This is a genomic window from Flavobacterium sp. (genome assembly GCF_044348915.1).
Taxonomy (GTDB): domain Bacteria; phylum Bacteroidota; class Bacteroidia; order Flavobacteriales; family Flavobacteriaceae; genus Flavobacterium.
This window is the reverse complement of sequence record NZ_JBIKRX010000025.1, coordinates 1-24,343: the sequence shown is the minus strand read 5'-3', so window position 1 is coordinate 24,343 and position 24,343 is coordinate 1. Positions and strand designations below refer to the sequence as shown.

General features: G+C 36.9%; 19 protein-coding genes and 2 pseudogenes. 16 read left to right on the top strand and 5 right to left on the bottom strand.

Going from position 1 to position 24,343, the window contains the following annotated elements; translation table 11 throughout:
• Positions 1-81 precede the first annotated feature (81 nt).
• From ACIQ1E_RS06460 to ACIQ1E_RS06445, 4 genes and pseudogenes are all read left to right on the top strand, one after another.
• Positions 82-1,020 (top strand): annotated as a pseudogene (locus tag ACIQ1E_RS06460) (2-hydroxyacid dehydrogenase); the annotation flags it as partial.
• Positions 1,021-1,038: 18 nt separating this feature from the next.
• Positions 1,039-1,431 carry a VOC family protein gene (locus tag ACIQ1E_RS06455; protein ID WP_396169797.1) on the top strand — a complete coding sequence of 131 codons (393 nt, stop codon included), beginning with the start codon at positions 1,039-1,041 and terminating at the stop codon, positions 1,429-1,431.
• A 37-nt stretch (positions 1,432-1,468) separates the two neighbouring features.
• A complete protein-coding gene (locus ACIQ1E_RS06450; protein WP_396169778.1) occupies positions 1,469-1,747 on the top strand; it encodes a TM2 domain-containing protein in 279 nt (92 codons plus the stop codon).
• Positions 1,738-2,187, top strand: a complete 450-nt coding sequence (locus ACIQ1E_RS06445; RefSeq protein WP_396169776.1) for a DUF2752 domain-containing protein — start codon at positions 1,738-1,740, stop codon at positions 2,185-2,187. Before ACIQ1E_RS06450 ends, ACIQ1E_RS06445 begins: the two co-directional genes overlap by 10 nt.
• A 77-nt stretch (positions 2,188-2,264) precedes the next feature.
• Here the strand turns inward: ACIQ1E_RS06445 and ACIQ1E_RS06440 are convergent, their stop codons facing one another.
• Positions 2,265-4,067 carry a GNAT family N-acyltransferase gene (locus ACIQ1E_RS06440; RefSeq protein WP_396169774.1) on the bottom strand — a complete coding sequence of 601 codons (1,803 nt, stop codon included), beginning with the start codon at positions 4,065-4,067 and terminating at the stop codon, positions 2,265-2,267.
• A gap of 116 nt (positions 4,068-4,183) precedes the next feature.
• On the opposite strand from ACIQ1E_RS06440, the gene ACIQ1E_RS06435 reads away from it, so the two are divergent.
• From ACIQ1E_RS06435 to ACIQ1E_RS06415, 5 genes are all read left to right on the top strand, one after another.
• Positions 4,184-4,948, top strand: a complete 765-nt coding sequence (locus tag ACIQ1E_RS06435; RefSeq protein ID WP_396169772.1) for an exodeoxyribonuclease III — start codon at positions 4,184-4,186, stop codon at positions 4,946-4,948.
• Positions 4,949-4,980: 32 nt separating this feature from the next.
• Positions 4,981-5,922, top strand: a complete 942-nt coding sequence (locus ACIQ1E_RS06430; RefSeq protein ID WP_396169770.1) for an OmpA family protein — start codon at positions 4,981-4,983, stop codon at positions 5,920-5,922.
• 96 nt (positions 5,923-6,018) lie between these two features.
• Positions 6,019-6,333, top strand: a complete 315-nt coding sequence (locus ACIQ1E_RS06425) for a nucleotidyltransferase domain-containing protein (RefSeq protein WP_396169768.1) — start codon at positions 6,019-6,021, stop codon at positions 6,331-6,333.
• Positions 6,323-6,652 (top strand): DUF86 domain-containing protein, encoded by a 330-nt coding sequence (locus tag ACIQ1E_RS06420; RefSeq protein ID WP_396169766.1) that lies wholly within the window; start codon positions 6,323-6,325, stop codon positions 6,650-6,652. Before ACIQ1E_RS06425 ends, ACIQ1E_RS06420 begins: the two co-directional genes overlap by 11 nt.
• Before the next feature lie 216 nt (positions 6,653-6,868).
• The gene (locus ACIQ1E_RS06415; RefSeq protein WP_396169764.1) at positions 6,869-7,903 is read left to right on the top strand and encodes an aldo/keto reductase; all 1,035 of its coding nucleotides are present in this window, start codon (positions 6,869-6,871) and stop codon (positions 7,901-7,903) included.
• Positions 7,904-8,303: 400 nt separating this feature from the next.
• Here ACIQ1E_RS06415 and ACIQ1E_RS06410 read toward each other — a convergent pair whose 3' ends face one another.
• The 4 genes from ACIQ1E_RS06410 to panC form a co-directional block, all read right to left on the bottom strand.
• Positions 8,304-10,265: a transglycosylase domain-containing protein gene (locus tag ACIQ1E_RS06410; protein WP_396169762.1), complete on the bottom strand. Its 1,962-nt coding sequence runs from the start codon at positions 10,263-10,265 to the stop codon at positions 8,304-8,306.
• Between the two features lie 18 nt (positions 10,266-10,283).
• Positions 10,284-11,645 (bottom strand): DNA repair protein RadA, encoded by a 1,362-nt coding sequence (gene radA / locus ACIQ1E_RS06405; protein WP_396169760.1) that lies wholly within the window; start codon positions 11,643-11,645, stop codon positions 10,284-10,286.
• A gap of 204 nt (positions 11,646-11,849) precedes the next feature.
• Positions 11,850-12,200, bottom strand: coding sequence for an aspartate 1-decarboxylase (gene panD / locus ACIQ1E_RS06400; RefSeq protein ID WP_396169759.1), 351 nt, complete (start codon positions 12,198-12,200; stop codon positions 11,850-11,852).
• Between the two features lie 14 nt (positions 12,201-12,214).
• Positions 12,215-13,093 carry a pantoate--beta-alanine ligase gene (panC, locus tag ACIQ1E_RS06395; RefSeq protein ID WP_396169757.1) on the bottom strand — a complete coding sequence of 293 codons (879 nt, stop codon included), beginning with the start codon at positions 13,091-13,093 and terminating at the stop codon, positions 12,215-12,217.
• A 78-nt stretch (positions 13,094-13,171) separates the two neighbouring features.
• On the opposite strand from panC, the gene ACIQ1E_RS06390 reads away from it, so the two are divergent.
• From ACIQ1E_RS06390 to ACIQ1E_RS06360, 7 genes and pseudogenes are all read left to right on the top strand, one after another.
• Positions 13,172-13,978, top strand: coding sequence for a glycogen/starch synthase (locus ACIQ1E_RS06390; RefSeq protein WP_396169755.1), 807 nt, complete (start codon positions 13,172-13,174; stop codon positions 13,976-13,978).
• Between the two features lie 21 nt (positions 13,979-13,999).
• On the top strand, positions 14,000-15,610 hold the full coding sequence (locus ACIQ1E_RS06385) for a DUF4270 domain-containing protein (protein ID WP_396169753.1): 1,611 nt from the start codon (positions 14,000-14,002) through the stop codon (positions 15,608-15,610).
• An 8-nt stretch (positions 15,611-15,618) separates the two neighbouring features.
• Positions 15,619-17,465: pseudogene (gene glmS, locus ACIQ1E_RS06380) on the top strand (glutamine--fructose-6-phosphate transaminase (isomerizing)).
• A gap of 269 nt (positions 17,466-17,734) precedes the next feature.
• Positions 17,735-20,605: a TonB-dependent receptor domain-containing protein gene (locus tag ACIQ1E_RS06375; protein WP_396169751.1), complete on the top strand. Its 2,871-nt coding sequence runs from the start codon at positions 17,735-17,737 to the stop codon at positions 20,603-20,605.
• A gap of 35 nt (positions 20,606-20,640) precedes the next feature.
• The gene (locus ACIQ1E_RS06370; RefSeq protein ID WP_396169749.1) at positions 20,641-22,170 is read left to right on the top strand and encodes a G-D-S-L family lipolytic protein; all 1,530 of its coding nucleotides are present in this window, start codon (positions 20,641-20,643) and stop codon (positions 22,168-22,170) included.
• A gap of 251 nt (positions 22,171-22,421) precedes the next feature.
• A complete protein-coding gene (atpD, locus tag ACIQ1E_RS06365) occupies positions 22,422-23,933 on the top strand; it encodes a F0F1 ATP synthase subunit beta (RefSeq protein WP_396169747.1) in 1,512 nt (503 codons plus the stop codon).
• 75 nt (positions 23,934-24,008) lie between these two features.
• On the top strand, positions 24,009-24,293 hold the full coding sequence (locus ACIQ1E_RS06360) for a FoF1 ATP synthase subunit delta/epsilon (RefSeq protein ID WP_396169745.1): 285 nt from the start codon (positions 24,009-24,011) through the stop codon (positions 24,291-24,293).
• Positions 24,294-24,343: the final 50 nt, after the last annotated feature.

Genomic DNA, 24,343 nt, shown 5'->3' with positions numbered 1-24,343 from the left:
AAACGGTTTAAATCCATTAATAAAACGAAAAACCGTATTTTTTTTGTTAATTTGGGATGCTAAATTCAGAAAATACTTTTTATGGACATCAAAATCCTTCATATCGACAGCAATCATCCACTGCTTTGGGAACAATTGCAACAAGCTGGATTTATCAATCACGAAGATTTTATATCAACTAAAGCCGAAATCGAAGCGAAAATTTCCGACTATCAAGGCATCGTCATTCGCAGCCGATTCAAAATAGACAAAGCCTTTATAGACAAAGCGACCAATTTGCAATTCATTGCGCGAGTTGGAGCGGGTTTAGAAAGTATCGATTGTGACTATGCTTTGTCCAAGAATATTCAACTTATCGCTTCGCCCGAAGGAAACCGAAATGCTGTCGCCGAACATTCCTTAGGAATGATTTTGTCACTTTTTAATAATTTGAATCAAGCGGATAGAGAGATAAAGTCGGGACATTGGAACCGAGAAAAAAACCGAGGGCACGAACTCGACGGAAAAACGGTTGGGATTATTGGCTATGGAAATATGGGAAAATCTTTTGCCAAAAAATTGCGTGGTTTTGAGGTAGATGTTTTTTGTTATGATATTCTAGAAAATGTTGGAGATGCCAATGCCAAACAAGTTTCACTCGAAGAATTACAACAAAAAACTGATGTTTTAAGCTTGCACATTCCTTGGACAGCCGAAACAGATAAAATGGTAAATACTGATTTTATTAACGCTTTTGCCAAATCGTTTTGGATTGTAAATACTTCGAGAGGTAAAAATATTGTTACTGCTGATTTGGTTGAAGCTCTAGAAAACCAAAAAGTGCTGGGCGCTGGGTTAGATGTTTTGGAATATGAAAAATTGTCTTTCGAAACACTATTTCAAGACAAACACACACCTGAGGCTTTTCAGTATTTGTTGAATGCTAAAAATGTTATTCTGTCGCCTCATATCGCAGGGTGGACATTTGAAAGTCACGAGCGATTGGCGCAGGTGATTGTCGACAAAATCAAGGCAAAATATTTTGGAGAACCCAAAGAAATGGAAACCGAAAAAAGAGTTACTGGAATCGGTGGGTTTTTCTTTAAAGCCGAAAATTCAAAAGCGCTTGTTGCTTGGTATGGCAAGCATTTGGGATTAAAAACCGATGATTATGGTTCGACATTTTGGTGGAAAGACAATGCGGGAAACGATTGTTCTACGCAATGGTCGCCATTCGCAAAAGACACCCAGTACTTTGAACCGAGCCAAAAAGAATTTATGCAAAATTTCAGAGTACACGATTTAGAAAATTTATTAAAAAAATTATCTACAGAAGGTGTAACAATTGTAGGGGAGTTGGAGACTTATGAGTATGGAAAATTTGGTTGGATTCTTGACCTCGAAGGAAATAAAATTGAACTTTGGGAACCAATCGATAAAGCATTTCAATAATTTTTATATTTTTACCTAACTAATTAATAATCAAACTATGGAAAACACAAAACCAGAAGCTTGGAACACACCTTCAAAACCTAGAGAAGAAAACAAAAGGGTTCTTGCTGGGATTTTTGCCTTAATTTTAGGAGGATTAGGAGTTCATAAATTTATTTTGGGATATACACAAGAAGGAATTATTCAACTAATTATAGGAGTTTGCACTTGTGGTCTTGGCGGAGTAATTGGATTTATTGAAGGAATTATTTATTTGACCAAGTCCGATGAAGAATTTTATAGTATATATCAAGTAAACAAAAAAGGTTGGTTTTAAATAACAAAATTCAATTTAAAATTTACGGAATCATCGGCTCCTTAATCACGCTGATGGTTCCGTTTTTTTTAATCTTTTTCAATCAAAATACACATCTCGAAACAGATCAATCTTTATGTCCGTTGAAGATGCTCTCGGGTTTTCCTTGCCCAGGTTGCGGAATCACAAAGTCACTGGTTTATTTTTATGAAGGTAATTTGCAAAAAAGTTTGTATTATAATATTTTTGGACCTTTGGTGATTGCGTTTTGTGTAGCGACAATTCTGGTTCTTTCGGCCGAATTAATAACCAAAAAGGAATATTTTAAGGAACTACTTTTCAATAAAAAACTGGCCTATGGTTTGGCTATTTTTCTAGCAAGTTATCATTTTATTCGAATCATTTATTTTATTAATCATAATTCGATGGATGATATTTTGAGGCAGTCGATTTGGAGATAGAAAAAAGCTAAAAAAGCTAAAAAATTAAAAGAATCCAAAAAATCTGCTAACTCTAATCTGCAACCTGAAATCTAAAATCACTCCTCTTTCTCCGTCAACTTTCGTTCCAATTCAGCTTGAAATTCTTCCATAACCGGTTTTACGGTGCTGTCAGGAAGGTCTGAAATCCGAATGTACATCAAGCCGTCGATAGCGTTATTGAACAAAGGATCAACGTTGAAAGCAATTACACGAGCATTTTGTTTGATGTATTTTTTGATTAAAACGGGCAGGCGCAAGGCTCCTGGTTCTAACTCATCAATCAATTTATCAAATTTATTCAAGTCGGCTTCGGCTTCATCAAAAATGAAATCCTTGTCGGCATCTTTTAGTTTGACTTTGAACTCTTTTTTAGGATGAATGTATTGGGCAATGTAAGGATCATAAAAATTTGATTTCATGAATTCAATCATCAACGATTTCGAAAAATTCGAAAATTGATTGCTGATACTCACACCACCAAGTAGGAATTTATGCTCTGGATGACGCAATGTAATATGAATAATCCCTTTCCAAAGTAAGAAAAGAGGCATTGGCTTTTGTTGGTATTCTTTAATCACAAAAGCACGACCCATTTCGATGGAATGATGAAGCATATCATATAATTCAGGTTCAAATCCAAACAAATCGGTCAAGTAAAATCCTTCAACACCGTATTTTGGGTAAATTTCCGATCCCAATCCCATTCTGTATGCACCAGCAATTTTTTGAGCATCAGTATCCCACAAAAACAGATGACGGTAGTATTTATCGAAGGCATCAATATCTATCGATTCGTTGGTGCCTTCACCCACTTCTCTAAACGTAATTTCACGCAATCGACCTATTTCGTGCAAAATAGTTGGCATTTCTTCGGCTTTGGCAAAAAATACCTCATAGTTTTTACTTTCTAATAAACGGCAATCTTTTTTGCGTAACGAAACGATTTCGGACATCATTTTATCGAGATTGGCCGCAGTAACGATTTGCTTTGGATTCTTGGGTAATTTTAAATTAGGCTTCGGCAAAAAGGCTGTTTCCTTTTCAAAAGGATTGGCCAACATATAGGTTTTCCGTCTTAAAAACTCCGAAAATTCTTCAATTGTCGCGAGTTCATTTTGCTCTGCAACTGAAATAGGTTTCCCGATACGAACTTTGATCACACGGTTTTTTTGAGTTAATAATTCTGACGGCAATTTTGCGGTGCGAAGCGTGTCGCTTATTTTCGAAAGGGTATAAAACAATCGGCTGTTTTTAGCGTGAAAGTAAATAGGGACAACAGGAACTTGTGCTTTTCGAATCACTTTTATCGCACCCTCTTCCCATTCTCTGTCAACCATAAGTTTGCCATCTTTATAGGTCGAAACCTCTCCAGCCGGAAACATTCCTAGCGGTTTTCCATCTCTCAAATGGCGCAAGGTTTCTTTTATTCCAATCACACTCGACTTCACATCTTTATGCGTTTCGAATGGATTTACTGGCATAATGTAGGGTTTCATCGGATCGATACGATGCAGGAGAAAATTGGCGATAATTTTGAAATTAGGCTCTTTTTCCAACATCAATTTCAATAGTAAAATGCCATCAATTCCTCCCAAAGGATGATTCGAAATAGTGATATAAGCACCGTCTTTTGGCAAACGTTTGAAATCTTCTTCTGGAATTTCGAATTTAATTTGGAATTCATCCAATATAGCATTCAAAAACTCCACTTCGCTCAAGTGTTTGTTTCTGTCATAGATTTTATTTAATGTAGAAATTTTTAGAACTTTCATCAACAGCCAGCCCGAAAAAGTACCTAAAACGCCGTACTTGTCCGTATTTATTGCTTTGGCAACTTCTTTTGCGGTTACTAAACCCATATATAGCTTTTGTTTTTTTGAGCAGGTAACAAAGATAGCAAAAAACTCGATTTTCTATTATTATTAGCTAGTAATCTTTGTTCTTTTCATTACTTTTGAAACGCAAATTAAATCATATGAAAATTATTTCTTATAATGTCAACGGCATTCGATCCGCAATCTCCAAAGGTTTTGTAAATTGGTTGCAACAAGCAAACCCCGATGTGATTTGTCTTCAAGAAATTAAGGCTACTCCTGAACAAATTCCGCTTTTGGATTTTGAACTTGCGGGTTACCCTTATCATTATTGGTATCCCGCCACCAAAAAAGGCTATAGTGGTGTGGCGATTTTGTCTAAAATAAAACCCAATAATGTGGTTTACGGAACAGGAATCGAGCATATGGATTTCGAGGGAAGAAACATTCGTGTTGACTTTGATGAATTATCTGTAATGAGCTTGTATCTTCCTTCTGGCACGAATATTGAAAGACTGCAGCACAAGTTTATGTATATGGATGACTTTCAAAATTATATCGATGAACTTAAAAAAGAGGTTCCAAACCTTGTAATTTGTGGTGATTACAATATTTGTCACGAAGCAATAGATATTCACGACCCAATTCGAAATAAGAAAGTTTCAGGGTTTCTGCCCGAAGAAAGAGCTTGGTTAGACGGTTTTATGAAAAGTGGATTTATAGATAGTTTCCGATTTTTGAACAAGGAACCCAATAATTACACTTGGTGGACGATGAGATTTCCATCAGCAAGATTAGAAAACAAAGGTTGGCGCATCGATTATTGCTTAGTTAGCAAACCATTAAAACAAAAAATAAAAAGAGCCGTTATATTACCCGAAGCCAAACATTCAGACCATTGTCCGAGTTTGGTGGAAATAGAATAATAGAAACCCCATTAAAAATAAATTATAGAAAAATGATAAAAAGAATTTCCCTAGGATTATTGATTGTAGCACTTTCAACTTCTTGTGTTTCTAAGAAGATTTACAATGATTTAGAAAATAAGTATGCAGATTTGAAAAAAGAAAACCGAAGTATTTCCGATGAAAATGCGGAGTTGCTCAAGTCTAAAAGTCAACTCGAATTAGAAAGAGATGCCTTGAATAAAGATTTGGCAAAAGTTAAAGCGGAACGTGATAAATTGCAAGCAGATTATGCTGCTTTAAACAAAAAAATGGATGTATTGAAATCATCTTATGCGGCCTTAGAAAAAAACAGCGATGAATCTTTGAAAGCCAATATGGCCAAGAACAGAGAATTATTAGAGCAATTGGGGGCTAAAGAAAAAGCATTGGCACTCGAACAAGCCGAATTAAACAAAAAAAATCAGCGTTTGCAAGAATTAGAAGATTTGATTGCCAGCAAAGAAGAAAGTATGCGTAAACTGAAAGAAACCCTTTCGAAAGCCTTAAACGGTTTTGAAGGAAAAGGACTGACAGTGGAGCAAAAAAACGGAAAAGTATATGTTTCTATGGAAAACAAATTACTCTTCAAATCAGGAAGTTGGTCAGTTGGCACAGAAGGTAAAAAAGCTGTTGTCGAAGTGGGGAAAGTGTTGGGCGACAACCCCGATATTTCGGTTTTGATTGAAGGCCACACCGATGACGACCCATTTGGAGGTTCAGGACCCATTGCCGACAACTGGGATTTATCGACCAAAAGAGCTACAGCCATTGTTGCTATTTTAAGCGAAAATAAAGCGGTCAACAAACAAAATCTAACCGCTGCCGGAAGAGGCGAATTTTCACCGTTAGCAAGTAATGCGACTGCCGAAGGAAAAGCTAAAAACCGTAGAATCGAAATTATCTTGACACCAAGATTGGATGAAATTTCTAAAATGTTGAATGAGATTAATTAAGGCAAGCGCTAATTAAAAGCTAAATTACATAGAGGTTCGTGGTTTTTCTACGAACCTTTTGTATTTTTACCCAAGAAAACAATAAATAACAATGATATGATACACCCAAATTTTCAACAGAATATGCCTATCATAATTGATTTATTTAAAAAATATAATATACAAAACGCCTATTTTTTTGGGTCAGTTCTTACTGATAAGTTTGATGATGACAGTGATCTGGATATTTTAATCAATTTTAAACCCGAAATCACAGATCCCTTAAGGAAAGGTGAATTAATGTGGGATTTGCAATTTGCTATTGAAGATACTTTTCATCGTAATGTTGATTTATTGCAAGAAACAACTCCCAAAAACCCTTATTTTATAAAGGAACTTCAGGAAACTAAACTGCTAATTTATGAACAATAAGTATTATCAAGCGTTGCAAGCTATAAAAACGAGCATCGAAAATATTGAGAACTTTATTGGAAATCCGAAATCCTTCGAATTATATGATGGTAATATTCTTATACAAGCTGCGGTTGAAAGAAATCTAGAAATAATTGGCGAAGCAACAAAACGACTTTTGGATATAAATCCTGCAATTGCGATATCAAATACCCGAAGTATTATTAACACTAGAAATAAAATTAGTCACGGCTATGACGAGATTGAAAACCCACAAATTTGGGGAATTATAATCAATCATTTGCCAATTCTAAGAATAGAACAGGGCATTCGCTTTTAAAAGTTTCCGCCACGAATTACACTAATAAACACGAATTAGAACTATTTTTTATTACACGAATTCTTAGAAATAAATAAAATTAGTGTAATTCAATTTTAAATTTGATAAAAAATTAGTGACAATTGGTGTGATTCGTGGCTAACTTTTTTTTCTTTTTTTAAAAGCGAATGCCCTGAGAATAGAAGTTGAATGCTTATTAAACGAAGGAAATAATCAATGAAATACACTACTTTACCCAATACCGACATAAAAATCAGTAAAATTTGCCTTGGTACGATGACTTTTGGTCAGCAAAACACCGAAGCTGAAGGTCACGCCCAAATGGATTATGCATTCGAAAAAGGAGTCAATTTCTTTGACACCGCCGAAATGTATTCGATTCCATCAAAACTAGAAACCTACGGAAGTACCGAGAAAATCATAGGGACTTGGTTCAAGAAATCGGGAAAAAGAGAAGAAGTTGTTTTAGCTTCAAAAATTGTTGGGCCAAGCCCGAGTTTTGGTTATATGCGCGAAAAATTAGATTTTTCTCCAAAAAGTATTCAAGTAGCACTGGATCAAAGTTTGCAACGCCTGCAAACCGATTATATCGATTTGTACCAATTGCATTGGCCAGAACGTAAGACGAATATGTTCGGACAGCGTGGCTTTAAAGTACAACCCGATGCTTGGGAAGACAATATTCAATTGGTTTTAGAAACTTTGGATGGTTTTATCAAACAAGGAAAAATCAAACACATTGGACTTTCGAATGAAACACCTTGGGGAGTAATGCGCTTTTTGGAAGAAAGTAAATATAAAAATTTGCCTCGAGTAAAAACCATTCAAAATCCATATTCCCTTTTGAATAGAATTTTCGAAACGGGATTGTCAGAAATGTGTTTGCGTGAAAACATTGGTTTATTGGCGTATTCGCCACTAGCTTTTGGGGTTTTGTCAGGGAAATATTTAAAGGGAATGAAGCCAAATTATAGGATTGCATTATTTCCGCAATACGGTCGATACAATAGCGAACAATGCACCGAAGCAACAAAATTGTATCAAAAAATTGCAGACAAATATGGTCTAAGTTTAACCGAAATGGCTTTGGCTTTTGTCAACCAACAAGCATTTATGGCGAGCTCAATTATTGGGGCAACAACTTTAGAACAATTAAAAGAAAATATTGCGTCACTCGATGTGGTTCTATCCGATGAAATCTTAAAGGAAATCGATGCGGTTCAGGCGATTTTTCCAGATCCTGCTCCATAAATATTTAACCACAAAGGACACAAAGAAGGCACAAAGACCGCAAAGAAAATTAAATTCTTTGTGGTCTTTTTTTGTCAATATTGATTGTGCTTATACCAAAAAACGCTTATAAAATAGTCCAAAATAGTAGGCTATTTGTCACTCCGTAGGAGTCGCTACTCACGAGAGAGTAGGGACGCTTTACAGCGTGACAAAAGGACTCGGCAGATTGGATTAAAATATAATTATGCTTGTTATTATCTATTATCTGCGAAAACCTGTTTAATCCGTATGATCTGTGGCTAAAATTTGAACACAGATTACACAGATTTGCAAAAGCAAAAACGCGGATTATAACGGATTTACTATTATTAAAAACCTTAGTGAACTTCGTGCTTCCTTTGTGCCCTTTGTGGTTAAATCAAAACTCAAACGGCTCGTCCACAGACAAAGAATCAACAGGGACAGAATCCAGCACTTTTATATTCAGTAGCGAATGCGCATTTCCTGTAAGTTGAAACGGATTGTTTTGTCCAATGGTGTCTTCGGCGGTGAGAAGTCCTCTTCGCAACATCAAATTACTGAGGAATTTTTGTTGCTTATCAGCATACGATTTCAGGTTTCCTTCGGTGTCAAATTGCCACATAAACTTTTTGGGTTTTGGAACAATGGTGGCAAGAAACAAACATTCTTTCAACGTTAAATCGGCTGGCGTTTTCTGGAAGTAGAATTGAGCTGCTTCGCCAATGCCATAGACATTGGGTCCCCATTCGATGATGTTAAAATACACTTCAAGCATTCTTTCTTTGGAGGCGATTCGGTTATTTTCTAGGATGTAAACCAACAAAATTTCTTCTAGTTTTCGGGAAACTGTTTTTTCTCTTGTTAGAAAAACGTTTTTGATCAATTGCATACTTATGGTACTCGCGCCACGAGAGAATTTTTTGGTTCGAATGTTTTTGAGAATCGATTGCTTGAACGCTTCGTTGATAAAACCGCGATGCGAGAAAAACGATGGATCTTCAGAGGTTAAAACACATTTTTGCAAATAAGGCGAAATTTGGTCCAAAGACGTGTAGTTTGGGTTATCAAAACCCACCAAAACAGGGCGCTGCTGTACATTTTGGATGATGGCACGATAGACAAATTCCCCGTTGAGCTTGTTCAGATTGGCTTCGCCGTATTTGATAATTCGTAAATTTTCTTTCTTCAACTTGCTATCAAAAATAAGTTTGTTGGGCTTATTTTTATTGAACATAAAGTCCAGTTTATATTCGAAATTACCTTGGGCTTCCATTCCTTGAAAATGAGTGAACAAACCATCGGGAAGCGAAACGATAAAATCTTGTGCTTTCATCTTCGGAATCGCCACTTTTAGTTTGTAAATCGTGTCTTTTTCGGTATCGTAAGCCAGGTAGGGGTGAAATTTTATTTTGTTAAATTGAATGGTAGAGCTGCTATCGATAGATACAAAATTGGATCCAAGCAGAAAACGGTAATCGAATTTGGCATTTTTGATAACCACATCTTTGCTGGCAATTTTTTTATGATTGATCATCAAATTGGCAATCGAAGCAAAACCGTCGATATGCAATTCGCCACCTGATTTGTCGATGTTTTGAATGTTCACTCGTATCGAATCGAAACTCGATTTCAATCCAAAACGTTCATCGAGGTACGGCAGTTTGATAGCGCCAGTATCGCGATTAAAAAATCGGATATCGGCTGTTTTGTTTCTAGGATCGGCAATTCCAGTGAGTCGGATGCGTTCTGAAAAGGCTTTGGTCACAACAGTAATTGAAGTTTCGAGTTGTTTGTTGGCCAAGCTTAACTTTTCGATATTTAGGGTTGTTTTTTTGCCATTATCATCCAAACGAAAAGAAAGATTTTCGACTTTCATATCGGTTGGTACTAAATTGAGCACCTTCGAAATGAGTCGATACGCAAATTTAGCATAATCTCTTTTTTCGCTAGAAGGAGTCGCGTTTTCATCCTTTTTTAGAAAAGCATCGAAATTGCGTCCCTTTTTATTTTTGACCAACTGCACATAGCCTTTGTCAATTTCCAATGTCCCCAATTGAATATCGCCCAGCAACAATTGCCATAAATTGACATCGGTTTTCATTTTATGAATATTGAATAGCGTGTCGGCGTTTTTGGGAACCAAAACTATATCCGAAAAACTCAGTCCCGAAATCCCAACAAAAGACGCTTTTTTTATGGTAAAAGTACTGTTGTAGTCACTTGCCATTTTGAAGGAAACCTTAGCAACGGTTTGCTCCAATAATTCATTTCTAAAAACAAAAAGGGCAATAATTATCGCTAAAAAAGTGGTAACAGCAATTTTTGCAGCAAGAATTATTTTTTGTTTTCGGGTTCTCATAAGTTATGATTTTTATTCTTATCCAAACAATTCACTTGCTACATCTTCAATTTTCGCCACCAATCGTATTTTGATCGCGGTGTTTTTCAAGGCGATCTTATTGTATTTGGATACAAAAATGGTTGAAAATCCCAACTTCTCTGCTTCTTGAATGCGTTGATCCACTCGGTTCACTGGACGGATTTCACCCGAAAGGCCTACTTCGCCAGCAAAACAAAAATCTTTATTCACAGGAATATCTTCATTGGATGATAAAATAGCGGCAACGACAGCCAAATCAATAGCGGGATCATCTACCGAAATTCCGCCTGTCACGTTCAAGAAAACGTCTTTGGCACCCAACCTGAAACCAGCTCTTTTTTCTAAAACGGCCAAAATCATATTGAGCCTTTTGGCGTTGTAACCCGTTGTGCTGCGTTGTGGCGTTCCATAAACTGCCGTGCTCACTAAGGATTGAATTTCGATCATCAGCGGGCGCATTCCTTCGAGGGTAGTGGCGATGGCGGTTCCTGATAATTCCTCGTCTTTGTGGGAAATCAATATTTCTGATGGATTCGAAACTTCGCGCAAACCGTTGCCCAGCATTTCGTAAATTCCTATTTCGGCAGTGGAGCCAAAACGGTTTTTGAGTGAACGTAAAATGCGATAGACGTGGTTTCGGTCACCCTCGAATTGCAAAACGGTATCGACCATATGCTCCAAAATTTTGGGTCCTGCAATATTTCCGTCTTTGGTAATATGACCAATCAGAATCACGGGAACATTCGATTCTTTGGCAAATTTTATCAATTCGGCAGTGGTTTCTCGAATTTGCGATATACTTCCCGGAGTCGATTCGATATAATCGGTGTGCAAGGTTTGAATCGAATCGATGATGACGATTTCGGGTTGGATAGCTTCAATTTGTTTGAAGATATTTTGGGTTTTGGTTTCGGTAAGAATATAGCAATTATCGCTGTTTGGCGTGATTCTTTCGGCACGCATCTTGATTTGTTTTTGGCTTTCTTCGCCTGAAACATAAAGGGTTTTGTAGGGTAATTTCAAAGAAATTTGTAGCAATAGTGTGCTTTTCCCAATGCCGGGTTCGCCTCCCAAAAGGATTAAAGAGCCGGGAACAATCCCACCTCCCAATACTCGGTTGAGTTCGGAATCGGTCGTGTTCATTCGGATTTCTTGAGCAGAATCAATTTCGTTGACGCGCAAGGGTTTCGAAACTCTTTTCGAATCCGAAGAAGCAGGTTTCCAACTGGTTTTTTCTTCTTTTTGAATGATTTCTTCGACGATGGTGTTCCATTCTTTACAGGAATTGCATTGTCCTTGCCATTTTGAATATTGAGCGCCACAGTTTTGGCAAAAAAAGGAAGTTTTTACTTTCGACATTATTTTTGAACTTATTTAAATCCAAATTTAGTCTAAAGTAAATTGATATAAAAGATTTTAATTTTTTTTAATTTTCAACTGTAAATGGTGCGAACATTGATTTTTTAAAAACCATTAAGGACGTTAAGTTCGCTTCACTCGTTCTATTAAGCATACTGCAAACCTTAATTTTCTTAATGCTCTAAATGATTTAAAATTATTGATTTAGGTCAAAGAATTGTCGTTTTCGTTTGGGAAAACAATCCAAGGTTTGAAGGTTTTGGCTTCTTCGAACTCTAGCGTTGCATACGAAATGATGATGATAATATCGTCTTTTTGCACTTTACGGGCCGCTGGACCATTGAGGGTTATTGCACCAGAATTCTTTTCGCCAACGATGACATAAGTTTCGAATCGTTCGCCATTATTGATGTTTACAATCGAGACTTTTTCGCCTTCGATGAGGTTTGCAGCATCCATCAGTGCTTCGTCAATAGTAATGCTTCCGATATAATTTAAATCGGCGCCTGTGACTTTTACACGGTGAATTTTAGATTTTACTACTTGTATTTGCATGGTGCAAAAGTAAATTATTTTAATGAAATGGTATCAATCAATCGAATATTGTTAACAAAAACGGCAATAAATGACCGATATTTCTTGTTTTTGCTTTTTCGTAAACAAGGCAGGAGTGTGTCCTCATCGGCAATTTGATAATATTCTAAAGTAAAAACTGGATTATTTTCAAATGATTTTTGAACCCATTCGGTTACTTCTTTAGCACTAGAATTTTCAAATTTTGCTTTTGCTTGGATTAAAGTTTCATAAATAATTGAAGCTTCGTGTCGTTCTTTGGGTGACAGCAGTTCGTTGCGAGAACTCATTGCTAATTTGTTTGGCTCCCGATAAATTGAACAACCAATTACGTTGACGTTCATTTTATTTTTAGCCACCATTTTCTTTACAATTTGCAATTGTTGAAAATCTTTTTTACCAAAATAAGCGTTAGTAGGCTGCACAATTTCGAAAAGACGTTTGACAATAGTGCCAACACCATCAAAATGACCGGGTCTAAAGCGACCTTCCATCTGATTTTCTAAGCCATCGAAGTCGAAATGTTGTGAAGCCGGGTTGCCTTCATATATATCTTCGACAGGAGGGGCATATACGACTATTTCGGGATTCAAAGCATTGATTTTTGCAAGGTCTTCCTCCAGCTTTCTTGGATATTTAGCTAAGTCTTCGGGGTTGTTAAACTGAGTTGGATTGACAAAAATACTCACAACTGTGATGGGGTTTTTCGCCATCGATTGTTGCATTAGCGACAAATGACCTTGGTGTAAAGCACCCATTGTTGGGACAAAACCAATGGTGGATTCTTGGGTTTTAATAGACTTTAAATAGTCTGCCAAAACTGCTTTTCCGTAGAAAATAGGCATAGGCGTTTTGTTGAAATAATTTGCAAACATAATATTTTAGTCTATAACTGCATAAATTTTTGTAATTTTGCATGGTTTTTATTGCCAATAAATTAAGTAATTTACAATATGGAAGATAAGAGGATATTATATGTATCATCTGAAGTTGTGCCTTATCTAGCTGAAAATGAGGTCTCTTCAATGTCTTACGAAGTGCCAAAAATGATCAATAATCAAGGCGGACAAATTAGAATTTTCATGCCAAGATATGGTAACATTAACGAAAGAAGGCATCAGTTGCACGAAGTAATTCGACTTTCTGGGATGAATTTGGTGGTAAATGACTTAGATATGCCCTTGATTATAAAAGTGGCTTCTATACCTAAAGAAAGAATTCAAGTTTATTTTATTGATAATGATGAGTATTTCAAACGGAAAGCAACTTTCACAGATGAGGATGGAGTGCTATTTCCGGATAATGATGAACGAGCCATTTTCTTTGCAAAAGGGGTTGTCGAAACAGTAAAAAAATTGAACTGGGTTCCCGATATTATTCATGTCCATGGTTGGATGGCCGCTATGCTCCCCATTTATATGAAGCATTTTTATAAAAACGAAGCTTTATTTTCAGACACTAAAATCGTTACCTCGGTTTACGGGCAGTCTTTCGAAGGTGCTCTAGATATAGAAATGATCAACAAAATAAAATTTGATGGTGTGCCACTAGATGCTATTTCTGATTTGGAAACTCCAGATTACGAAAATATTATGAAGGCAACTATTAATCATTCTGATGCAGTAATTATCGCTTCAGAAAACCTCTCTTCAAGTTTAACAAAATTTATAGAATCTTCAGGAAAACCTTTTTTACCTTTCGCCTCGAAAGATAAATTCGCTGAAACGTATTCTAACTTTTATAAAAATTTTGTTCTATAAATTAAATATTTTCTGATAAACATGCACAATAATTCTTTTTTTAAGACCCTATTATTTTTAGTAAGCATCCTTCTTTTTGTTTCCTGTGATAAAGAGTATAGTGCAGTTGGTGATGCATTGATTGGTGATAATAATTTTGAGTTGGTAAAGTATAATTCAGCTGTAATAGCTCATAACGAAAAAGTTACTGCAATTCAATCTAATAATTTGCAAGTTAATGCTTTGGGGATTTATGACAATCCAGCATTTGAGAAAACAGTCGCCAGTTTTGCAACTCAAGTAACATTAGCATCGGTAAACCCGACGATTGGCCTAAATCCAGTAATCGATAGTGTTATGATTGACGTACCTTATTTTAGCACAGTACTTACCACAGAAGCCAGTGGGAATCGCACCTATGAATTAGATTCGATTTATGGACAAGCATTGGCGAAAATTAAATTGAGCGTATTCGAGTCAGGTCGTTATATGGGGACTCAAAGTGGGACACCACAAACTTTTTATACGGATCAAAACACTGAATTTGATAATTATAAAATTGGGAATCGATTAAATAATGATCCCAATACTGCGCAAAATGATGAGTTTTTCTTTAATCCAAGAGAAAATAGATTTAGTTCAACCAGTTTGACAGGGACGCCTTTAATTACAAGGACGCCACCAAGTATGCGTTTGAAATTGAACGCCACTTTTTTCAAAAATAAAATAATAAACGCTCCTGCAGGTAGTTTGACTACCAACGATGTTTTTGTCAATTACTTCAAAGGGCTTTATTTCAAAGTGGAACAGTCAGGGGCTGATAAAGGAAGTTTGGCTATGATTAATTTTGCCAAAGGAACGATTACTATCAAATATAAAGAAGAAACTTCGGCTACCGACAAAACATTGGTTGATAAATCGATAGTGCTAAATTTATCAGGCAGTACCGCAAATTTTTTAGAGCAAAGCAACACCAATGCAGCCTATGCTTCGGCAACTACCAATCCAAACCGAGTTATAGGTGACGAAAAATTATATTTAAAAGGAGGCGAAGGCTCTTTGGCAGTTATCGATCTTTTCGAGAAAAAGGATTTGATAGGCTACGATAAAAACGGAAATCTGACTGGACCAAATGGGGTTTCGGACGAATTGGACAACATTCGAAAAGAAGGATGGTTGATTAATGAAGCCAGTCTGGTTTTTAATATTGATGCCAATGCAATGAAAGACAGCTACGAGCCACAAAGAATCTATTTGAATGATTACAAAAACAGTCGTCCAATAATTGACTATTTTATTGACGGTACATCTTCAGTTAGACCCAAAAAAGCAAAAGTTGTATTTGATGGAAATATAAATATGGACGCTGTTGCCAAGAGAGGCTCTAACTATAAAGTAAGAATCACAAATCATATCAGGAATTTGGTAAAATACTCCGATTCGACCAATGTTAAGTTGGGTGTTTCAGTCACCGAAAGCATCGATATTTCAAATTCTTATGATTTAAAAACGGCTTCTGTTTGGATTAAAGCAGCGCCAAAATCAAGCGTTATGAATCCTTTAGGAACGGTCATTTACGGAGGCAGATCTAGTTCAAATCCTACCGACAAAAACTTACTAAAACTAGAAATATATTATACAAAACCTAAATAACCAGAACTATGTGTGGAATTGTTGGATACATTGGCTATAGAGAGGCTTATCCGATCGTAATAAAAGGATTGAAAAGACTAGAATATCGAGGATATGATAGTGCTGCCGTTATGCTGTTTGACGGCGAGAACATCAAACTTTCAAAAACCAAAGGAAAAGTTGTAGATCTTGAAGCAAAAACTTCAGATGAAATTTCCACTAATGGCACCATCGGAATTGGACACACACGTTGGGCAACTCACGGTATTCCGAATGATTCAACTCACATCCTCACGTTTCAAATTCAGGGGATTTAGTAATTATCCACAACGGAATCATCGAAAATTATGCTCCACTGAAAGTTGAGTTAATAAAAAGAGGCTATGTTTTTCATTCAGATACCGATACTGAAGTTCTTGTAAATCTTATCGAAGAAGTTCAAAGAAAGGAAAAACTTAAATTAGGAAAAGCAGTTCAAGTAGCATTGAATCAAGTATTCGGTGCCTATGCAATCGCTGTTTTTGACAAAAAAAACCCTGATGAAATTGTCGTAGCCCGTTTGGGAAGCCCATTGGCAATAGGAATTGGCGAAGGCGAATATTTTATAGCCTCTGATGCTTCACCATTTATAGAATATACTTCGAATGCCGTGTATTTAGAAGATGGCGAAATGGCAAACATCAGGTTGCATAAACCAATGAAAGTCCGAAAAATTAAAGACGACACTTTGGTTGACCCATATATTCAAGAGCTTCAGATGAATTTGGAGCAGATCGAAAAAGGGGGGTATGACCACTTTATGTTGAAAGAGATTTACGAACAACCTAGCGTAATTACAGATACTTATAGAGGAAGACTTCATGCGAATGAAGGCATTATCCAAATGTCAGGTGTTGAGGATAATTTAGAAAAGTTCTTGAATGCGGAGCGCATTATAATTGTGGCTTGCGGAACATCTTGGCATGCTGGTTTAGTGGCGGAGTATATATTTGAAGAATTTACGAGAATCCCCGTTGAAGTAGAATATGCATCAGAGTTTAGATATAGAAATCCAATTATCAATAGACGCGATGTGGTAATTGCTATTTCACAATCGGGAGAAACTGCCGATACAATGGCGGCTATTAAATTAGCCAAAGAAAAAGGCGCTTTTGTTTACGGCGTTTGTAATGTGGTTGGTTCTTCTATTTCTAGAGAAACGCACGCAGGATCGCATACTCATGCAGGACCGGAGATTGGAGTAGCTTCTACTAAAGCTTTTACTACACAAATAACCGTTTTAATCATGATAGCATTGCGTTTGGCTAAAGCCAAAGGAAATTTGTCAAAAACTGATTTTCACAGATACTTGCAAGAATTAGAAATTATCCCCGAAAAAGTAAAAGAGGCGTTAGAGACCAATGCGAAGGCCAAAGAAATTGCTCAAGTTTTCAAAAACTCTCACAATTGCTTGTACTTAGGAAGAGGGTATAATTTTCCTGTAGCACTAGAAGGAGCTTTGAAACTCAAAGAAATCTCTTATATTCACGCCGAGGGGTATCCTGCTGCCGAAATGAAGCATGGTCCAATCGCCTTGATAGACGAACATATGCCAGTGATTGTAATTGCTCCAAAACAAGGGCATTATGACAAAATAGTGAGTAATATCCAAGAAATTAAATCGCGAAGCGGTATTATTATAGCAATTGTGACAAAGGGAGATACGCAAGTAAGAGGTTTAGCTGATTACATAATTGAAATTCCTGAAACTTCAGATGCCTTATCACCACTGATTACTACAATTCCATTACAATTATTATCGTATCATATAGCCGTCATGCGAGGTTGTAACGTAGATCAGCCCCGTAATTTGGCTAAATCAGTTACGGTGGAATAAACTTTTTGCACATATTTTCATACAAAGCGAGATTTTTTTCTCGCTTTTTTTTTGCCTTGTTTTTTTAAGAATCTGTAAATTTCAAAATCTATTTTTATATGCACGCATAACAAATCGCATTATTTTAACTAAAAAAACGAAATTAATTTAATGGTTATTCATATAGTTAACTATAGTGAAATTATATATTATTAAAAATATCTAGTGTTTTTTTAGTAATATCAAAAATATTTGTACTTTCGACGCATTAACTAAAAAAATTCATTCAAATGAGATGCTATTTACTTATTTTGTCATTGTTTTTTTGCGGCATTTCTTTCGCTCAAAATACAATAACAGGCACAGTTACAGAAACTAACGGCCAACCCATTCCAGGAGTCAACGTGAAAATAGTTGGTGACAAAGGAGGAACGGTTACGGATGCTGATGGAAAATTTACTTTAACATCAAAATTAAACCCGCCATTTACACTTGAAATAACAAGTTTGGGACATCAAACCAAAAAAGTAAATGTTGCGTCCAACAATCAAAATGTTGCAATTAAACTCGTTGACTCTGAAACAACATTAGATGAGGTGGTGGTTGCAGCCTCGAGAGCACCAGAAAGAGTTATGGAATCTCCTGTAACTATCGAAAGAATGGGGCTTAAGGAGATTAAAAGAACAGCTTCCCCGACTTTTTACGATGGTTTGGAAAACATGAAAGAAGTGCAAATGAACTCTAGTAGTTTGACTTTCAAATCGATAAATACTCGTGGTTTTGCAACAGTGGCCAACACTCGTTTTATGCAGTTGGTTGACGGAATGGATAACTCTTCCCCTCTGTTGAACTTTGTTTTAGGAAATATGATAGGTGTTTCGGACATCGATGTGCAAAGTGTGGAGTTATTGCCAGGAGCATCATCTGCTTTATATGGTGCAAATGCATTTAATGGAATAATGTTTATGAATAGCAAAAGCCCATTTACCTATCAGGGGATTTCTACCTATTTAAAGTATGGAGCAACCAGTCAAGAAGCAGCAGGAACCAATAGTTTTTATGATTTTGGTATCCGAATGGCGCATACTTTCAACAAGTATTTTGCTGCCAAGGCCAACTTTACCTATATGCAAGGAACCGATTGGTTTGCTGTGAATTACGACGACAAAACACGCCAAGGAGAAGGAATTACAAGAAGTGATGTGAATTATGACGGTATCAACGTGTATGGCGATGAAGCTTCAACAAACATAAAAGCTGTGGGGCAAGCTTTAGCCGAAAGAGGGTTAATCCCAGCTGCTGCAGTAAATTTATTACCTAATTATAATGTAAGTAGAACGGGCTATAACGAGGTGGATTTGACAAACAACAGAGCGGGAAATACTAAAATTGACTACTCTTTTTATTTAAGACCATTGGGAGACGAAAGATTGGAAGTAATCTGGCAAAGTAAATTTGGTTTTGGTAATGCAGTTTACCAAGGGGCAAATAGATATTACTTGAATAACTTTTATATGTCACAACATAAATTGGAAGTAAAAGGGAAAAACTTTTTTGTTAGAGGATATACTACCACAGAAGACGGTGGCGAATCTTATGACATGCAATTTACAGGTTTGAATGTAAACAGAAAGTGGAAAGATGATACTACTTGGTTCGGACAATATGCAGGAACTTTTGTTCAAGCTACACTTGCCGGCCAAACGCCTGAAAGCGCTCATATCATGTCGAGAAAAGTGGCTGATACTGGTAGATATTTGCCTGGTACTCCAGAATTTAAAAATGCCTTCAATACTGTAATTGCCGACCCAGATGTATTAACAGGGTCTAAATTGGTAGATAATTCTAGAATATACCATGCTGATGTTAATTATAATTTTAGAGACATTATTAAATATGGAGAAATTCAGCTTGGGGGTTCGTACCGACAATACGAATTGAATTCATTCGGTAGAATTTACACAGATGACCAGGGGCCAATTTATTACGATGAATATGGTGTTTACGCCCAATTTCAAAAGAAATACTTAGAAGACCGATTGAAATTTACAGGATCCGTTCGATATGATAAATCCCAAAACTTTGACGGAAGTTTTTCTCCAAGAGTTTCTTTTGTTTATGCCGGTGGAGCAAACAAACAGCACAATTTTAGAGCCTCCTATCAAACCGGTTTTAGAAACCCAAGTACTCAAGACCAATACATTGGTTTCAATGTAGGAAGTGCTGTATTAATAGGTTCGGCTCCAGACAATTTATTGAGATATTCTGAAACCAGACCTGTTGCAAATGGTTCTCCAGCGGTCGGGCAAATTTATGCAGGAGGTTCTTCTGTAACCATAACTGGCGAGAATGCCTATCAAAATTCATATACAAGAGCATCAGTCAACGAATTTGCAGCCTTTTTAGCGGCCAATCCTGGCAATACACCCGGAGCAGCCAAATTGTTAAAAGTGACCAATGTAAGTAATGTAAAACCGGAAGAAGTGCAAGCAATTGAGCTAGGATACCGTTCGCAATATGAAGGGGTTAACATTGATCTTAACGGATATTATAATACCTACAATAATTTTATTGGAAACACAGTGTCTTTAGCTCCTTTATACGGAACAGTGAGCGAGACCTTCGATTTTGCGCAAGGAGCACCATCTTATGTTACCAATCCTGCGGTTCAAACACTTCATGCACTTGGTAATGGTAATTTTAGAGCCTTTCAATTATACACCAATACCGATTTAAAAATACAATCATTTGGAATTGGAATCGGCCTTTCAAAAAGAATGTTCGGTTATTATGATTTCGGAATTAATTATAACTATGCTCAATTTGATTTTGACCAAGCCAAAGATCCGGGCTTCGAAGCAGGCTTCAACACACCTAAGCATAAGATTAGAGCCTCAATTGGCAACGAAAAATTATTCGAAAACTTTGGATTTAATGTTAGCGTTAGATGGAATACTGAATATTTATGGGAATCAACAATGGTTGACGGTATGATTGAATCTGCAACGGTACTCGATGCTCAAGTTAACTACGGGTTGCCAAAATTAAAATCTTTATTAAAACTTGGCGCAACAAACCTTGGAGGCCAAGATTATATCCAAGTATTAGGGGCTGGAGCCATCGGCCAACAATATTACATTTCTTGGACCATTAATCCGTAAATCAATCAGTCAACAACAAATAAAAATATAAGATTATGATAAAAAATTTCAAATGGTTACTATTGGTTGCGGCAACCTTTGTAGCTTGTAATAATAATAATGATGAAGAGGTTGTTGTGTACAATACAACCGATGGATTACCTCCAACTGCAGGAAGCGCAAATTTTTCAAAATTTGTTTCCTTAGGGAATTCATTAACCGCTGGATATTCAGATAATGCCTTATTTATTGAGGGGCAAAAAGTATCCTATACCTATATTATGGCACAGCAATTTGCTACCGTTGGTGGAGGAGAATTCAAAGTTCCATTTATGGCCGATAACATTGGTGGATTTAAAGTTAATGGAGTGCCTGTCGCTGGTCCAAGATTGGCCTCGACAGGAGGTGCAGCCCCAGTTCCGGTTGCTGGAACTCCTTCAACTGAGATTATGACGTCTTTAGTTGCAGGCGGACCATATAATAACTGTGGAGTTCCTGGAGCCAAAAGTTTTCATTTATTATCTCCAAGTTACGGTAGCTTAGCTGGGATTTCTATGGGTACTGCGAACCCTTATTATGTTCGTTTTGCGCCAAATGCAACGACTTCAGTATTAAGCTACGCTGCGGCACAAACACCAACATTTTTTTCCCTTTGGATAGGAAACAATGATGTTTTGGGGTATGCAACCTCAGGTGGAGATGGTTCCAATCCGATTACCCCTTCTGCAGGCGCTGCTGGAGTTGGCTTTGATGCCACTTATGATGCTTTAGTGAACACGATGACAGCCGTGTCTCCAAAAGGAGTCATAGCAAATATTCCTTATGTGAACTCATTGCCATTCTTTACTTTTGTTGCCACAAATCCTGTTCCACTAAATGCTGCTCAAGTTGCATCATTGAATCAATTATGGGGGGGGTTAAATGCAATTTTAGCATCGGCTAGTCAACCAGCACGTTTTCAAACGCTTACTGTAAGTTCTACGAATCCGCTTCTGATAGCAGATGATATGCTAACCTATGATGCAACACCTTTATTTACAGTAGCTTTACAAGGACCTCCGTTTAATTTTCCAGCAGCTACAGCTGGCTTTTTAGGAACTTTGTATGGAAAAGCACGTCATGCTAGTGCATCATCAGCAACTAGGGATTATGTAGTATTGAGCTCAGCAGGCACAATTGGAACTATTCAGCCTGGGTTTCCGCCAAATAACAACACCATCGGTGTCACTTATCCAATGGAAGACAAGGCGATTTTAAGCGCAGGAGAAACGGCATTGGTAAAAACAGCAACAGATGCGTATAACGCTAAAATAAAAGCTGTGGCTGCTGCTAAAGGGTTGGCTTTTGTCGACACCAACGCTTTGATGTCACAAGTGTCTAGTACTGGAATTTCTGCCAACGGATTCACTGTTACTGGAGCATTCATTACAGGCGGAGGATTTTCGACTGATGGGGTTCATCCTTCTCCAAGAGGCTATGCTTTGATTGCTAATTCTTTTATTGAAGCTATCAATAAAACATACGGTTCAAATTTAAAAGGAGTAAATCTTGGCGATTATAGAATATTGTTTCCAAAGACACTTTAATTAAAATATATCATAAGTTACCAGAAAACCATCACTTCTAACGTGGTGGTTTTTTGGTTTATAGCTGTTTTTGTCCTTTTTTTAGGTGCTTTTCGAAGTCTTGGTAAAGAGCACTGTTTTTTTATAAAAAAAGTATTGATTTTTATATTTTAAAAAATTATCTTTGCAACCTGAAAAAACAAACCTATTCGATTAGCGTCGATTAGTTGTCATTCATAAACCAGATTAGCTATTTAATAAATACATAAGCAATGTCAAAAGTAATAGGAAAAGTTGCCCAAATCATCGGACCAGTTGTCGATGTAGTTTTCAACGGAAAAGATGTTGAACTTCCAAAAATTTATGATTCATTAGAAATCACTAAAAAAGATGGAACTCTTTTAGTTCTTGAAGTACAATCTCACATCGGTGAAAACACAGTTCGTACCATTTCGATGGATTCAACAGACGGTTTGAGCAGAGGGTATGAAGTAGTTGGAACAGGAGCTCCAATTCAAATGCCGATTGGTGCAGATGTTTACGGACGTTTGTTCAATGTAATCGGAGATGCTATTGATGGTTTAGGAAACTTGCCAAAAGCAGGTGAAAACGGAATGCCTATTCACAAACAAGCTCCAAAATTCGAAGATTTATCGACTTCATCTGAAGTTTTATTTACAGGTATCAAAGTAATCGATTTGATTGAGCCTTATGCAAAAGGGGGTAAAATTGGATTGTTCGGTGGTGCAGGTGTTGGTAAAACAGTATTGATTCAGGAGTTGATCAACAATATTGCAAAAGGTCACGGTGGACTTTCAGTATTCGCAGGAGTAGGGGAAAGAACACGTGAAGGAAATGACTTACTTCGTGAGATGTTAGAGTCAGGAATTATAAAATACGGAGAGGAGTTCATGCACTCTATGGAAAATGGAGGATGGGATTTGTCAAAAGTAGATATGCCAGGAATGAGAGAGTCTAAAGCTACTTTCGTTTTCGGTCAAATGAACGAACCTCCTGGAGCTCGTGCTCGTGTGGCACTCTCAGGATTGTCTATTGCAGAGTATTTCCGTGATGGAGCAGGTTCAGATCAAGGAAAAGACGTTCTTTTCTTCGTAGATAATATCTTCCGTTTTACACAAGCAGGTTCTGAGGTATCGGCACTTTTGGGTCGTATGCCATCTGCGGTAGGGTATCAACCAACATTGGCAACTGAGATGGGAGCAATGCAAGAGCGTATTACTTCTACAAACAAAGGATCTATTACATCTGTACAAGCGGTTTACGTTCCTGCGGATGACTTAACGGATCCGGCACCAGCAACAACATTTGCTCACCTTGATGCAACAACAGTATTGTCTCGTAAAATTGCTGAGCTAGGTATTTACCCAGCGGTAGATCCATTGGATTCTACTTCTAGAATATTAGCGCCTCACATTATTGGGGATGAGCATTACAACTGTGCACAAAGAGTAAAAGAAATTCTTCAAAAATACAAACAATTGCAAGATATCATCGCAATTTTGGGTATGGAAGAACTTTCAGAAGACGATAAATTGGCGGTTTCAAGAGCGAGACGTGTACAACGTTTCTTGTCACAACCTTTCCACGTAGCAGAGCAATTTACAGGATTAAAAGGAGTTTTGGTTGACATTAAAGATACTATCAAAGGATTCAATATGATTATTGATGGTGAATTAGATCACTTGCCAGAAGCAGCTTTCAACCTTAAAGGTACTATTGAAGACGCTATCGAAGCAGGAGAAAAAATGTTGGCAGAAGCGTAAATCAGTTAGCAGTTAGGAGTTGGCAGTATTCAGTTGCTGCTAATTACTAATTACTAATTACTAATCACTATAAAAATGATTTTAGAAATAGTATCACCAGAAACAAAATTATTTTCAGGCGAAATCACTTCCATTTCACTTCCAGGAGTTGATGGGTATTTTCAAATGTTGAATAATCACGCGCCAATAGTTTCATTACTACAAAAAGGGACTGTTAAAATTGCAGCTACAAGTTTCAGTTTTGTAGATGAGGCGACAGAAGCACTGTTTACCAAAGTAAACGATCAGAACTACACGCTAGCGATCAATTCAGGAACTATCGAAATGAAAGATAACAAAGTAATTGTTTTAGCAGACTAAGATTATTTAAATATACAATTAAAAGCCAAACCGTGATGTTTGGCTTTTTT